Raw genomic sequence first — 15,558 nt, forward strand, 5'->3', positions numbered from 1 at the left:
ATTAAAAAAGTATGACGTGCTATACTAAAATTAATAACTTCATTTACCATAGCGAAAAATGACGAAGGGTGTATACTTTTGAACAATCTTCAGGTGAGAGACACAAACAAAAAGCGGGTTATTAATTATTTGTATAAAAACAATGCGGCAGCAAAGCAGGATATAATCAGCACCTTAGGGTTAAGTATGCCCACAGTCTCCCATATCCTAAAAGAGCTTTCTGACCGCGGCCTTGTTAAAAAGGTCGGGACGCTTCAGTCCTCCGGCGGTAGAAAGCCTGCCGCAATTTCATTGGTTTATGACGCAAAGCTGTCAGTTGGAGTTGAAATCAAAAGCAGACACCTTCTCTTTTCTGCGATAGACTTGGGCGAAAATATCTTATACAGCAAAAAAATCCGGTTTCCTTTTCATAATGACAATGACTATTACCGCATGTTCGCCGCAGAAATTGAAAAATTCATTGATGAAAGCGGCATTGACACCAACAAGCTTCTTGGGGTTGGCATTGCCGTCCCCGGAATTGTCAACATAAGAAATAATATTCTGGAATATAGCCCAACATTAAATGTGACAAATCTCCCGCTTGAAACCTTGGCAAAATTCATCCCCTACACAGTGATGTCGGGGAACGAGGCGAACTTAGCAGGCTTTTCTGAAGTATGGAAGATGGACAATATTGAGGACGCCGTTTTTCTTTCAATAAACAAAGGTGTCGGCGGCGCGATCTTTATCGGCAATAAGCTTTACTACGGCAAAGACGGCCGCTCGGGCGAATTTGGGCATATGACCATTGTCAAAGACGGGCAGGTTTGTTCATGCGGCAAAAGGGGCTGTCTGGAGGCATATTGTTCATCAAAGGTTCTGATTGAGCCTGATTATGATGACATCGACGAGTTTTTTGCTGATTTAGAGGCGAATAATGAAAATTGCCAGAAAAAATGGCATACATACCTTGATTACCTTGCAACTGGCATCAATAATATTTACACACAATTCAATTCAAATATTATCATCGGCGGAGAAGTCAGTACATATCTGAAAAAATACTGCGAGACGCTGCAGCAGATGATTATTTCGCGCAGCACATTTGAAACCAACGCCGATTACCTCCATTTCAGCCAGTTCGGCGACCATGCCAGTTCTGTGGGCGCGGCGCTTCTTCTGGTGGATGAATTCCTGAGCGAATAAGAAAATATTGTTGAGCCGCCCCACTTTTAAAAGGGCGCAAAAATAGGGGCTGTACCAAAACGCTGAGATAATCGGCGTCAGGTACAGCCCCTTTATTATTGCTCTTTAGTTTTTCATGGGCCAGTACGGGGATGACAGAGCCGCGTGATTCTTTCTTGTATTCCGCTTTCACTTTCTTTTGTGAAAAGGACAACCAGATAATCGCCGGGTAAAATTTTCGTGCTTCCCTGGGGCACCAGCTCTCTTGTGCCGCGCCTCAATCCAACAATCAGGGTACCCTGGGGCCAATTAATATCACAAACCATCTTCCCCGCTATATCACATCCGTACTCAACCGGAATTTCCATAAGCCCGCCTTTTTGCTGAATGGGCAAGGAATCCCTGTTCTTTTCGACATACCGCTCCAACAATGATTCATAAATAGGATCGATTTTCAGCAAGTCGGACAGCAGCAAGGCAATAAACGAGCAAGCCGCAACCGGAAGCATATGTACAAGCGAACCGGCCATTTCCGCGGTAAGGAGGATACTCGTGATCGGCGCTTTTACAGATGACGAAAGCGCCCCGGCCATGGCGCAGACCGCAAAATCAGGAACGTATTGCACAGGCAGGCCAAAACGCACCGCAATCAAACCAAGCAGGCTCCCCGAAAGCGCCCCGACAGACAAAATCGGCATAAAAATGCCGCCCGGAACGCCGCTCCCGAAGCTGGTGCTGGTAAACAGCAGTTTGACGACAAGTAAAATAGCAATCAGTGCGATACCGCTTTTCGCGCTCTCGGCAAATTTAATAAGCCCCTGCCCGCCCCCGATGGTCAGCGGCAAAAACATACCGCACGGCAGTGCAATCAGCAGCGCGATACAAGGTCTCACAAAAGCAGGCAGTTTATTATACAGGGTTTGAAAGCCCAGCAAAGACTTTGTTATCAATGAACCTACAAGTCCGGAGACAATGCCAAGCGGAATCAGCCAAAAGTAAAGCGTAATTGGCAGTTGTGGAAGCGTAGTAAAACTCAAAACTGGTTTTAAGCCAAAAAAATGCTTTGACACGATGTCAGCCGATAAAGATGCCGCGGTGGCAGAAACAAGTATAAGCGGTGAAAAACTGCGGTGAACCTCTTCCAGCGCAAAAACCATGCCTGATAGCGGCGCATTAAATGCAGCAGCCAAGCCCGCCGCGGCGCCGCCGGTAATCAGGTAGTTTTCTTCAAGCCGGTTCTTCTTGCTCGTCACTTTTGAGACAATTTGCCCGCCGGAAGCTCCAATCTGTATTGACGGGCCCTCGCGTCCAAGTGAAAGTCCAAAAAACCCGCAAAGTATTCCGCCGACAAACCGGACAGCAAGAATTGTGTACCACTTCATTTTCAGTCCGAAAAGCACGACGCCCTCAGTCTGCGGAATTCCGCTGCCGGACGCCATCGGCTCCAGTTTTACTAACCAGCTCAGAAAAACGCCTGCCGCGGCGATACATATAACCCAGACAAAAATCCAAACGGGATGAAATCTTAAGAACTTGTAGATGTTGGTGGCGGTTACGGTGCCATACTCAATGCCCATACGATAAAATACAGCCAGCAAGCCTGCTACCAAACCGCAGAGAATCCCCTTTAATGCAAGGCTCCATTTTAGCTGATTAAATCCGGAAAGCAATTTATATATCTTAGTTTTGGCCGTTTCCAAAGCAGAACCCCCAACCTGACGTTATGTGCAACTATACCTCTTAAAGCAGTAAGTCCAAAAATGCGCAAAATATCTTCACAGCAAAACTTATGCTCTTCTGCTCTTAGCTGCGCCACTGCAATATATACAATAAAGGATGACGATCCTATCTTTACTATATCAGGAGTTCCCGGATTTAGCTAAATTTTCTACAACCGCTAATATTCATGTTATCTAAGAGACAGTAAACACTACGACAAGAATTGTTGATAAAGTGTTATAGAAAGGAATTTATTTTCAATCAAAAAGTGCCGCAATCCTTGACGGAATGCGGCACTACATTTATGGTTGCGGGAGAAGGATTCGAACCCTCACAAACAGAGTCAGAGTCTGTCGTGCTACCCTTACACAATCCCGCATCAGACAGCAGTACTTATTATACCACATAATAATCTAATGTCAATACTCAGACTGATATTTTTCGCAGAAAAATTCACACCATAAAATGCCAGCCCGGAACGCATTTCCGGGCTGGCATTCTTGCTATTTCGATGGCGTTCCACTGCTCAGTGTTTCATTTGTAAAACTCGATACTTTATAAATGTTTTCGCTTTCTTTTTCGCAGGTGAAACTTACCTTGTCACCCTCTTTTGTCAGTGCAAGCTGATTGCTTACGTCATATGCCGCGGTAAACAGCAGCCCGGATTTTTCGGTGAGTGTGAATTTATATACGGTCGAGCCATTCTGGGATTCGGCAGCAAAACGTGAAATTGTACCCTTGACAGTCTGCTTTAACGATTTGGTTTCCTCCAAATTTCCGCTTGAATTCTCCCTTATTTTGTGGTTGAAATCATCAAGCGCTGCGGTTATTGTTTCGCCTGTCCCGACTGTCGTATAATCTTTAACAGATACAAAAGCATATTGTTTAATGAGCCCCGCATTGTCTTTAAGCGTCATACAATACGTCGGCTCGCCGTTTACATTGGTGATAATCGGATAGGATGCAGTATATTTCAAATGCTGCACCTTTCCCTCGGCAGACTTCTGTGCCGCATATTCGGTAGCGCCGCCAATCTCATAAAGGTAGGGCTTTTTGGTCACCATATCCACCATAACAAAGCCGACCGCGCTTTCGTCCTCCCCAACGCTTGTAATACCGGTAAACAGATAGCATCGCCCGTTGTTATATACGATAATACTGCCGTCGGAAGTCTCAAACTTATCCTTGTTTGAAAAGTTCCAAACGCCGTGGATATACTCACCGCGGTTATTGAGCTGTCTCATAATAAAGCTCTGCGGCTGCACACGGTCAACCCAGTCAGGCATATTTGATATTGAGTATCTCCTGGTCTTGCCCGTTTGGGCGTCAATTATAAGTGCGCCAGTTGCCTCCGGCATGGAAAATCCGAGAAGGTTTTTATATGTTGTCACTACCCAGTAAGGCCTGCCGGTGTCGTCAAGTTCAAAGGAATAATCGGTAAGGCCGGTAAAAAGCCCGCCGTCGAGCCTTGCGTGCCGTTCTAATTTGTCAAACAGATAGGCCCGCGGCTGATATTTGATTTTATAGTTTTCCTTATATGAAACGTCCCGGGGGTCCGTTGCGGAAACCACTATATACCCCGGTGTGCCTGACATACTGGATAACCATTTAAAGAAGCCGGAGTGTTCAAGCGGAACCACCCAGACAAGTTTGCCGTTTACTCTCTGGATTGTAGGCGTACCCAGCGTCACCTGACTGCCGAGTGCAGGTTTCTCACCCAGCTTTTTGTCCGCGAGTTTATATGCCAAATCAGCATCAACTATCGGAAGCTGGGATACGTCCAGCGGCTGTAAATCTGACGTGAATTTTCTTGATTCCGGCTGCGGCATCTGGTCGCGATAACGGGAAGGATGGAAAAAAGGTATCGAGAAGATATTGACGGCCACTAATATTATCCAAGGCGCCACCGCCACTATAATCAATATCAGATTGGATTTTTTAAATGAAAAAAACGTCCCTTTTATATATGAGCCTGAAAGTTTAGAAGCCCCTCCGTAGGCAAAAATTGCAATCACTATTGATGCAATGACAATGCCCCAGAAAACAAGGCCATCGCTGTAAAGCGGGTTTAGGTTAGGCGCTGCGAAAAAAATAATGGCAGCATAAAAAAGCACAAATGCAACAATGGTTATAATTTTCGATTTCTTCATACTAACCTCCCGTTTAAAACAGCATTTGAGATAAAGCTGTAAAGAAGATATCCGAATTTTGCATTACGAAATGCCTGTTGGCTTTAAACGTGTATATTATAACATCGCTGAACTTAGCAGTAAATAATTAGTTCAATTTGCCTGCGGCAGTATATTGCAAAAGGTCAGGTTCGTAAATTGCATAAAAAAAAACCGCTTAGATTGGTTACACTAAGAGCGGCTGTAAATAAAAACGGACTATATTTTATATGAACAAATTAAAGAGCCATGTAACACCGGCCCCAAGCAAAATCGTTGCAGGAATGGTTATAAACCATGTAGCGATTATGTTGAATGCAACCGACCAGTTAACGGCTGTAATGCGTTTTGAAGCGCCTACGCCCATTATAGCTGTTGAAATTACATGCGTGGTGCTGACAGGAGCACCTAATGCCGTCATAACCTGTATAACAGCGGCGGCTGATGTTTCTGCTGCAAAACCGCCTATTGGATGGAGCCTTATCATATTCATGCCGACGGTCTTTATTATTCTCCAACCGCCAAGCGACGTACCGAGCGCCATAGATAAAGCGCAGATAAGCTTGACTTCAAACGGAACGCCGTCGGAAACGCTGATTATACCATTGCTGACAAGCGCCATGGTAATCACGCCCATCGTCTTCTGTGCGTCATTGCTGCCGTGGGAATATGCCATCAAAGCAGCCGAGAGAATCTGCAGTTTAGAAAAATATTTATTTACGGTGCGCTGTGAGAATGGTCTCAGGATAATGTAGAGAAAGCGCATGAATATAAAACCTATGACAAGGCCGATAAGCGGTGAAGTAAACAGCGGGACAATAACCTTATCCCAGATATTCACCCAGCAAACCACTTTGATACTTCCGGAAGAAACTATGGCAGCACCAATAAGGCTTCCGATAAGCGCATGTGAAGAACTGCTTGGCAAGGCGAGATACCATGTTATAAGGTTCCATACAATAGCTCCGAACAAGGCAGCCGCTATTACATGCTGGTCAAGAGATTCGTTCACTATGCCTGACGAAATCGTTTCGGCAACCTTAACACTGACAAGCGCGCCAACAAAATTAAGTGTTGCCGACATAAGTATCGCTGCTCTCGGTGTCAACACCCTGGTTGACACCGACGTTGCTATTGAATTAGCGGTATCGTGAAAACCATTTATAAAATCAAATGCAAGAGCAAGGACTATAACCAGCACAAGCATGAAACTAGACATTCTTTGAAACAATCCCTTCAATCATGTTGGCTATCGATTCACAGGTATCCAAAGTAGATTCCATGCTTTCAATGATTTCTTTCCATTTGATGATCTCAACAGGGTTCTGTTCCTTCGCGAATAATTCCTGAATTATTCTGTTGTAAGTCTCGTCGCCCTGATTCTCGATGTTATTTACCTCTATGATTTTGGGCTGCAGGGTTTTGCTTGTCTTCATTACCTTGAGCTCGCCAACAACTTCTGCAAGAACCCTTGTGCACTGCGTAACAAGCCTTGCCATTTCGACAGTCTGCGGCCTGATACGGGTTATCATAAATAGTTTCAATGCCTGTGCCGTGGCTTCAATATTGTCAATTATGTCATCCAGAGTCTTAGCTATCAGGAAAATGTCCTCACGGTCAATCGGTGTTATAAACGAACGGTTTAGATGCTCAATAATATCGTGAATTGTCCTGTCGCAGCTGTGTTCCAGCTTTTCAATTGCACCTATCTTTTCATCGATATCATTGTAGTTTGTAAAAAGATTCTGCAATATTTCAGCAGCCTTGCAGGTATCGTCCATTACAACTGAAAATAGGTCAAAGAAAATTAGGTCCTTTTTGGTCGTCTTAAACATTGCTACCTCCATTGCGATTCAGACGCATGAGCTGCCCTTCCGGATAAAATTAATCCATCAGCTGCGAGGACTCGCAGTTTAACAAGCAGGCAGTAAAAACGTCCTCAAAATCCTTAAAAATCTAAACTTAATGCTGATTTTTACACGTTTTTTTATAACTGCCAATCCAATAATTAAGTATATGTTTTTTGTCGCGTAGTGTCAATGGTTTATCTGCTATCTATTTTTCATTTTGTTATTCTGATAATACGCGATAACCTCCAACAAAATTTTTTATTGAAATAAGCAATAATATACGGTATTTTATTCCATAAACAACAATGTAAATTATTTTATTAAGATTTATTGTTTTATTCAGAAAAAATCTTTTTGATACCTAAAAAAAATAAGTGCACCATAAAGTGAATAATACAGACTTATTATTCACTGACAGTGCACCTAACATTTCATTTATTAACATATTCTTCAAGACATTTACCGCTGCTCATAATCTTCTTCGCGTCGCTCACGCCGACAAAACGATAGTGCCACGGTTCATACTCATATTTTGTGATATTCTCCTTATCCTTCGGATATCTGAGGATGAAACCGTAATTTGCGCAATTTTTATACAGCCATTTAAAGGCCGCGGTTTTATCAAAATCTTCGGTAAGCTCGCTGTGTTTGCTGTACCAGTCGCTGGTTATGATATCCGCGGCAAGGCCGGTCTGATGTTCACTCGTTCCCGGAGGCGCAACAGATAGCGCAGTATGGGCTTCCGCCTCCGCCTGCGTTTCGCCTTTAGCCAAAAAGGCCTTGACATGCCTGTCAAAATTAGCTTTCTGATATTGGTATGTCCTGTATCCGGAAATAATATTTACATCATAACCTGCTTTTCTCGCGTCGTTGATGAAATTCTCAAGATAAGACGCTGCGCGGGAATCGAACCGCCTGTCCTTGTCGGCAGAGGAATAATATTTCGCCGGGATGGTTGTCAAATTCGGGACATAATTTGCCGGCAGTTTATTGTCCTTGTTGACAAGCATAAGAAGGCTGCCGATAGTTGCCTTTCCAAAGTTAGTTTCATCTTTTCCTTCGTCAGAGGGCTTCTGCGAATTTCCCTGCGATGAAGATGAGCCTGATGAGGGTTGCTGCGATGATACCGGAGAAGACGAGTCTGATGAGGGTGCCTGCGATGATATCGAAGAAGACGAGTCTGATGAGGGTACCTGCGATGATATTTGGGAGGACGATGAGCCTGATGAGACCGCTTGTGCAAGAACATCCCGCTGTGAAGAAGACGCTTTGCCCGCATGGTTCTGTATGGCAAAAGCGGCAACTCCAGCTACAACAATAACAGCCGCACCTATTATGAAAACATTTTTTCTGATTCTTCTGTGCCTACGCATCGCAATTTTACCTTTCAAATTACTTTAATTCTTTCTTACCCATTTATTATGGAAGAAAATATAATAAATTGTTTATATATCCTTATAGTGCCAGTATGATACACAACGTCCTTGCGCCTTTTTGAAAGTCAGTAATCTGCACTCTCACTAAACTGTATCCTACAAATGACACCTAAAAAATTGTAACATAATAATTATGTTGCTGCAACCGCTTTATGCAAATTCCAGAATCCGCTGAAAACCAATTTCTAATGCCCGTTTATACTTAATAATAACCATTTATCAGATTTTCGGCAACGCACAAACTATTTTTATATTTATCTATAATAAATTATACAATATATAACATTGACAAATCGACATTTTGAGTGTATTAAACGTATTATTTTAGTAATTTCAAATAATTTTGTATAATCATATCAAAATGATTAAATTAGTTGATTATTTGCCAAAATGATAGTAATATGGTATTGGTCGGAATTTCGAATTATGTAGATTGTTAATTTTGAAACTAATAGGTCGTCCTATAAAATCCATATTTAAATAGCTGAAAACGCCTTCCGGCCCTATGCATGATTTGACTTGGCGTCTTCACACATAGTTTAGGGAGTTGTTAATATGCGAAAAACCAAAATTGTTTGTACTCTCGGTCCTTCTACGGATGATGAAAATGTAGTTCGCGAAATGATGCTCAGCGGCATGAACATTGCTCGCTTTAATTTTTCACATCAGACATATGCAGACCATAAAAGACGCGTGGATATGCTAAAAAAGCTGAGAAAGGAACTGGATTTGCCGATTGCCTTCCTGCTTGACACGAAAGGCCCTGAAATCAGGCTTGGAACTTTCCAGAACAAGAGCGTCGTCTTGAAGGAAGGTCAGACTTTCACTCTTACCACTAAGGAAATCGAAGGTACAGACAGCATAGTCAGCGTATCCTTCAAAGGCCTTCCTGGGGATGTCAAACCCGGCAATCACATTCTGATTGACGACGGGCTCATTGATATGGTAGTCGAGAATGTTAAAAATACAGATATCATCTGCAAAGTGCTCAACGGCGGAAAAGTTTCCAACAACAAAGGCGTAAACATTCCCGGCGCCCACCTTTCGCTCCCGTTCCTCAGTGAGAAGGACAAAAACGACCTTTTGTTCGGAATAGAGAATGGCTTTGATTTTATCGCGGCGTCATTTACAAGGACGGCTTCCGATATCATTGAAATCAGAAAGATTCTCGAAGAAAACGGCGGAAGCAGTATCCGCATTATTGCTAAAATAGAAAATTCCGAAGGCGTAGATAACATAGACTCAATACTAAAAGTTGCCGACGGCATTATGGTCGCCCGCGGCGATATGGGCGTTGAGATTCCCTTTGAAGAGATCCCGCGTCTGCAGAAAATGCTTATAAAAAAGGCATACAATGCCGGCAAGCTTGCTATCACAGCTACTCAGATGCTTGACTCAATGACTGTAAATCCGCGCCCAACCAGAGCCGAGGTTACAGACGTGGCCAACGCTATTTACGACGGTACAAGTGCAATCATGCTTTCAGGCGAAACCGCTGCCGGCAAACATCCTGTCGAGGCAGTAAAGACGATGTCCCGTATCGCGGAGCGTACTGAAGCCAACATAGATTATGTAAAGAGATTGGCACAGCGCCAGCCCGAGGAAAATCCGAGCGTCACCAACGCTATTTCACACGCAACCTGCACAACTGCCCATGACCTCGGCGCAGCTGCAATCCTGACTGTAACAAAGTCTGGACAGACCGCCCGCTTTATCTCAAAGTTTCGCCCCGCCTGCCCGATTATCGGCTGTACCCCTGACGAACAGGTTTATCGTCAGCTCAATATGTCATGGGGCGTTGTTCCTGTAATGACAAAAGAGATGCAAAATACTGACGCTCTGTTTGAGCATGCTGTCAACAGTGCCGTCGCCAAGGGCCTTCTCCATGATGGGGATTTGATTGTTATAACAGCCGGTATTCCGCTCGGCGTCTCCGGCACAACCAACCTTCTTAAGGTCCAGATTGTCGGCGATGCTCTTGTCTCCGGCCATGGTATTGTTCATTCAACAGTCTGCGGCAACCTCTGCGTCTGCAAAACTGAAGAGGAAGCCCTGAAAAATTTTAACGATGGCGACATCCTCGTTATTCCGCAGACTTCAAACAATATTATGCCTATCATCAAAAAGTGCTCGGGCATCATAGCGGAAGCTGACGGCTCAGCATCACACGCTGCCGTTGTTGGTTTGACACTTGACCTCCCAGTCATTGTCGGCGCCAAGAACGCAACCAAGATTCTTAAGAGCGGCACCACCGTTATCCTCGATGGCACAAGAGGAATCGTATTTAACTGCGAAAAGAAAAAGAAACCTGTCACATAATTTTAAACTTAATATTAAAAATTATAGTGTCGGCCCGCGGAAATTCCGCGGGCCGATTTTTTTATACCGCATAAAATCAATTATATTAAACAGTTTTAAATAGTTAGACATAATACACCGCCATAACCATTAAAATCTCCTTTATGCCCTTATTTCTACATATTTCCTATCATTAGTCAAATTTGGACTCCAAATAAATGTAATTTTGTAGAGTAAAAACTACAAAAATAATATAATTTAACGGCTGAAAAATATGTATTACGTTGTCCGAAAATCAGGCCTTTATATTTCACTTCTATACAACAATTAAGCTATTCACTATACAAAGAACTACCTCACCCAATATCAAAACAGCCGCCAGAAAACCGGCGGCTGTTTTGTATTATAATATTGCGCAACTGCGGCGAATAGTTCGATACCCGCTGTCCGCAAAAGATGGCTTCACTCTGTTAATATCCATCCGACGTATATATACACTTTAATTTCGGCCCTTGTGTTATGCAGCAGTCGGGCTTACCCCTCTCTTACCTATCGGTTCAAAGCTTCCTTAGATTCTATTACTTTTTATCTTCTGTCGTTCATATATCAATGAAATATTTATTCTCATATATGAAATTACAATTTTAACGATTGGTTCTGCCGCCATCTATTAATGGATCCTCTCATAGTGTTTGCCTGCTCATATGCCTTAGGTGTGGTTTATGCAACAAAAAAAGCTGTTCCCCGTTTGGGGAACAGCTTTGAAACCTGATGTTACAGTTTGTTGATAGCAAGTGAAATAAAGTTGATTATGAACAGGACCCCGGCGCCATACATAATCGGGTGAACCTCTTTAGCCTTACCCTTAACAATTTTAATCAGGATATAAGTAATAAAGCCGAGGGAAATACCGGTTGTAATGCTGTAAGCGAACGGCATGAAAGCAACTGTGATAAATGCAACGGCAGCATCCTCGAAGTTGTTCCAGTCGATATCAGATATAGCAGAAATCATGAGGATACCAACAACAATCAGTGCCGGAGCAGTAGCCGCACTCGGAACGATGCTGATTACCGGTGAAAATACGAGGCAGATAGCGAAGAGAATCGCGGTAACGACTGATGTAAGTCCTGTACGTCCGCCTTCAGCGATACCGGCTGAGCTTTCAACGAATGTTGTTGTGTTGGAAGTACCAACAAAAGCACCTGTAATTGTTGCGCTCAGGTCAGCAAAAAGGGCACGGTCAAGGCGGGATTTTACGCCTTTGCTTGTCATAAGAAGTTTTTCATCTTCTGCATCGAAAATGCCCGTACGGCGGCCAGTTCCGATGAATGTTCCCAGAGCGTCAAATATATCCGTAAGAACAAATCCTATAATAGCTGTAAGAGCAAGCAAGACTTTGTTGTGGTTTTCAAAAAGCCCAACAAAATCCATCTTGAATGCTGTGTCTTGAACAGAGGCAATTGATTTGCCGATTGCTGCAGGAGAAATCGAGATAGTTCCAAAGAAGTCAGACGCTGTTTTAATATTCTCTCCAAGCGACGGGAAGAATATATGCGGATCAACGCCGCAGGCAATCTCGATCATGCAGAGAATCGTAGTCGAAATGATACCGATGAGTATTGAACCTTTAACTTTGAGAGCCATCAGTATGAGAATAATTGCAACTCCAATAAGTGCAAGCTGAACGGAGGGATTTGAGAAGTTTACAAGAGCCGGTACTGCTGAAGCGTCAGCAATAACCGTTTTTGAAGGAAGCAGTGCATATTTGCCGGGATCGGAAGTAAATTTCAGAAGTCCGGCGTCTTTAATACCTATATAGGCAACAAATAATCCGATACCACCACCGACAGCACTTTGTAAGATAGGCGGCATGGCTCGGATTATGAGTTTGCGAAGACCAGTTACTGTAATTATAATATTTACGATACCGCAGATGAGCACCATTGCAAGGCCTTCCTGCCAGGTGAATCCCATAACACCACATACAGTATAGGTAAAGAACGCATTAAGTCCCATACCTGGGGCCAGAGCATATGGTACGTTTGCAAAAAACGCCATAACAAGCGTACCCACAACTGATGCTATGATTGTCGCAACGAAAATACCCTGCGGATTAAACGGGTTGTCTTGAGTTCCCGCATTTTGCAGTATACTCGGGTTGACAAAAATGATGTATGCCATAGTAAAGAATGTCGTAATTCCCGCTAATACTTCTGTGCGGACATTTGTGCCGTACTGTTTTAGCTTAAACAGCTTTTCCATTTGTTCTCCTCCATTTTTTTCTTTCTCCTGAATACATTTCCGTTCCCGACGTATGCGTGGGTCTTTTAGCCAAAACTAATTACAAGTAATTGGCTAAAAAATTGAAAAACGTATTTTTATTATATGTGAACAGATTTTAAAAATCAAGCTGATAATAATACTTTTTGCAATAATGACGTCGAAATATTGCATTTTTGGATTTATGAACAAAAAATAAAACCGGATATCAATCCGGTTTTATATATTCTAAAACAACGGCCTTAGTACAAGATTCCGTAGGAAAATCAGCAGGAGTATGAATGTAAATAAGATACTTACGCAGATATAGATATATTTGGTTTTTCCGGTTGGTAACTTTCCGCCCCAAAGCACAACCCATACACATACGACAGCAAACGAAATAAGGTAAATGATGATTCTTGCGGAAATCGCCGCTTCTTTGCTTACTTCCATTACCTTTCTGCTTATCGGCGAATAGATTATATTTACAGCCGGAACAATCAAAAGCGGCAGTACACTGCCCGCCCAAACCTTCTTATGGCTGCGAATAAACATATATGCGGCAATGCCAAGCATTATTATTATAGCCCAGCATTCAATCAAAGTTTCTTTTTCAGCGGACAATTCTACTACCTCCAAAAATATGCTGCGCTTTTCACATGTAAATAAAAAGGCAAAATTTTTGCTTATGGCTATTAGGAGCTTATACGGCTTCTGAATATATTTTTATCCTATTAGAGGTAATCAAAGCTGTTAAAATTTAATACCCCGTTTTTAGTATAAGTTATAATGGTTAATTAATCAAGAATCAAGTTTCAAATTTGCAAACTGAAAAAATAAAACGTCTACAGCATAAAAAGCCATAGACGTATCCCCTGGAGCGGGTGATGGGAATCGAACCCACATAGCCAGCTTGGGAAGCTGGTATTCTACCACTGAATTACACCCGCAAATTATATCTCGGAACACTCCGGTATTATACCATACGATATATAAAAAATCAAGCAGTAAATAATATGGTATACCATGTCTCTACGCCGCGGCATACACACCCCTGTTAGGGGTCAAGAGTGTGTACGGCCGTGCCGCGGCATAGCAACAAGGTGTGGATAAAGTTAACCGCTTTAGATGTCAACATATAATCCACTTAAATTAACTATTTTTATTATAACATAATTAAAAGTACAATGTCACTAAGCTATTTCAATTTTTTCCCTTTTTATATGTTTTCATATATTCACGTGTAATTAAGCAGCCTATTTTGTATATTTTCCAACAGAGATACCTTAAAAACAGCAAATAGTGGCCGGCTAAAGCCGGCCACTATACATAATTTTCGGTTATCATTTCAATGAACTAAAGTCATAAACGCCCTTCGGATTATACAGGATATAGCTTTGTATGCCCGCATTGTTCAAAGCGGTTATTTCCGCCCTGATATCGTCGGCGGTATATTGTTTATAAGTCCCGTTTTTAGTTTTTGTGTTAGTATAGGCCTGGATTATAGGCACTGTTGTGGAAAGCCTTGAATTGTTATTTTCTTTAATGTACTGTGCCAGCGTATTAACAGTATCGCCCGGCGTCAAATCAGGATTCTTAATTGCCGCCGTGCCTACCTGAATACCGGGATCCAGCAGTGACGGGCAGAAATTCGGGCTTATATAATCGCCAGAAAGTGCGAATATGTTCTGTGACCATCCTATGTTCTGCTTTGCCTGACCGACAGCCGCAGCGCCTGTTGTTATTACTGTCAGCTTGCCGCCGGCGGCATTGACCTGCTGTTTGAGCGTTGCAAGATAGTTTGAAATGACCTGCTCCTTTGAAGTCATTTCACCGAAATAACCAGTCTTGTCCGGATTGCCCTTTGTTGGGAATGTAACCGCATCAATAAATATCTGCTTGTAGCCCAAAGACACAGCTTCAGTCGCGAGGGATGTAATATATTGCTGTGCCTGAGGTGAATTCGGGTTCAACCAGCGGTTGCCTGAAGGATCGATCCAGTTCATGCTGTGGTTTTTATAGTACATAACACCAGTTCCGCGCAAAACTTTAGGCGCGACCGGGTCTTCAAATGCACAAATACGCGCCGCAGGGGTAATTCCGGCATCAGACAGGGCCTTTGCCGCGGCAGAAGCGTCCGGCGCCCCGCTTGCAACAGTATTTTTAGCTTCGCTTACCTTTGAAGCGTAATTTACTATGCCGTCCTCAGCCTTAAGGTCAACAACGGCAAGATTAATACCCGCACTTTTTGCCTGCGCGATAAATTCATTAAGCTCGGCTGTGTTTGAAAGATAACTCTTAGGCAAATACGCTCCGCGGATTGCCGTCGTATTTACTCCTGCAGAAGAGCTTGTCTCTGATGAAGATGATGATGTTGTTGTTGGCTTTGCCGCTGAGCTTGTGGGTTCAGACGACGATGCAGGCGCGGGCTTAAAATTACCGGAGAAAAGTTGTATGAGCGGGTCTGAAATACTATAACCTACAAAAATTAAGGCTGCAAGAAGTATTATGGTTACAATTACTTTTAATGCTCCCGGCCCACGCCGCCTGCGCGACCTGAAAATTCTACTATAATGACTTCTTCTCCTCGTTCTTCGCATTTAAACTTTCCTCCGAAATTTTGTCATCTAACTATATGCCAGTCTTTTATTTAAT

The 15,558-nt window shown here is 42.9% G+C and carries 11 protein-coding genes and 2 tRNA genes; 3 read left to right on the plus strand and 10 right to left on the minus strand.

The window, feature by feature from the left end:
* Positions 1–78: 78 nt before the first annotated feature.
* The gene (locus V6C21_RS01795) at positions 79–1,188 is read left to right on the plus strand and encodes an ROK family transcriptional regulator (protein WP_051492529.1); all 1,110 of its coding nucleotides are present in this window, start codon (positions 79–81) and stop codon (positions 1,186–1,188) included.
* Between the two features lie 113 nt (positions 1,189–1,301).
* Here V6C21_RS01795 and V6C21_RS01800 read toward each other — a convergent pair whose 3' ends face one another.
* From V6C21_RS01800 to V6C21_RS01825, 6 genes are all read right to left on the minus strand, one after another.
* The gene (locus V6C21_RS01800) at positions 1,302–2,867 is read right to left on the minus strand and encodes a ClC family H(+)/Cl(-) exchange transporter (protein WP_479268188.1); all 1,566 of its coding nucleotides are present in this window, start codon (positions 2,865–2,867) and stop codon (positions 1,302–1,304) included.
* Between the two features lie 324 nt (positions 2,868–3,191).
* Positions 3,192–3,265 (minus strand) — tRNA-Gln (locus V6C21_RS01805).
* 124 nt (positions 3,266–3,389) lie between these two features.
* Complete coding sequence (locus tag V6C21_RS01810) at positions 3,390–5,036, minus strand: hypothetical protein (RefSeq protein WP_045085803.1); 1,647 nt, start codon at positions 5,034–5,036, stop codon at positions 3,390–3,392.
* A 244-nt stretch (positions 5,037–5,280) separates the two neighbouring features.
* A complete protein-coding gene (locus V6C21_RS01815; protein WP_479268189.1) occupies positions 5,281–6,273 on the minus strand; it encodes an inorganic phosphate transporter in 993 nt (330 codons plus the stop codon).
* Positions 6,266–6,889, minus strand: coding sequence for a DUF47 domain-containing protein (locus V6C21_RS01820; protein WP_034841706.1), 624 nt, complete (start codon positions 6,887–6,889; stop codon positions 6,266–6,268). The genes V6C21_RS01815 and V6C21_RS01820 overlap by 8 nt, the downstream gene beginning before the upstream one ends.
* Before the next feature lie 446 nt (positions 6,890–7,335).
* Positions 7,336–7,914, minus strand: coding sequence for a M15 family metallopeptidase (locus tag V6C21_RS01825; RefSeq protein WP_479268190.1), 579 nt, complete (start codon positions 7,912–7,914; stop codon positions 7,336–7,338).
* Between V6C21_RS01825 and V6C21_RS01830 the strand changes: the two genes are divergently transcribed.
* Together V6C21_RS01830 and pyk are read left to right on the plus strand one after the other, a co-directional pair.
* The gene (locus V6C21_RS01830; RefSeq protein ID WP_479268191.1) at positions 7,904–8,305 is read left to right on the plus strand and encodes a hypothetical protein; all 402 of its coding nucleotides are present in this window, start codon (positions 7,904–7,906) and stop codon (positions 8,303–8,305) included. The genes V6C21_RS01825 and V6C21_RS01830 overlap by 11 nt on opposite strands.
* 590 nt (positions 8,306–8,895) lie before the next feature.
* On the plus strand, positions 8,896–10,659 hold the full coding sequence (gene pyk / locus V6C21_RS01835) for a pyruvate kinase (protein WP_479268192.1): 1,764 nt from the start codon (positions 8,896–8,898) through the stop codon (positions 10,657–10,659).
* A gap of 753 nt (positions 10,660–11,412) precedes the next feature.
* Here the strand turns inward: pyk and V6C21_RS01840 are convergent.
* The 4 genes from V6C21_RS01840 to V6C21_RS01855 all read right to left on the minus strand — a co-directional run bounded on the left by V6C21_RS01840 (position 11,413) and on the right by V6C21_RS01855 (position 15,503).
* On the minus strand, positions 11,413–12,903 hold the full coding sequence (locus V6C21_RS01840) for an NCS2 family permease (RefSeq protein ID WP_045085806.1): 1,491 nt from the start codon (positions 12,901–12,903) through the stop codon (positions 11,413–11,415).
* A 246-nt stretch (positions 12,904–13,149) separates the two neighbouring features.
* The gene (locus V6C21_RS01845; RefSeq protein WP_045085807.1) at positions 13,150–13,527 is read right to left on the minus strand and encodes a hypothetical protein; all 378 of its coding nucleotides are present in this window, start codon (positions 13,525–13,527) and stop codon (positions 13,150–13,152) included.
* 252 nt (positions 13,528–13,779) lie between these two features.
* Positions 13,780–13,853: transfer RNA gene (locus V6C21_RS01850), tRNA-Gly, on the minus strand.
* A 393-nt stretch (positions 13,854–14,246) separates the two neighbouring features.
* Positions 14,247–15,503, minus strand: coding sequence for a putative glycoside hydrolase (locus V6C21_RS01855; protein WP_479268193.1), 1,257 nt, complete (start codon positions 15,501–15,503; stop codon positions 14,247–14,249).
* Positions 15,504–15,558: the final 55 nt, after the last annotated feature.

This window comes from [Clostridium] cellulosi (genome assembly GCF_036762875.1).
Lineage (GTDB): Bacteria > Bacillota > Clostridia > Oscillospirales > Ethanoligenentaceae > Ruminiclostridium_D > Ruminiclostridium_D cellulosi.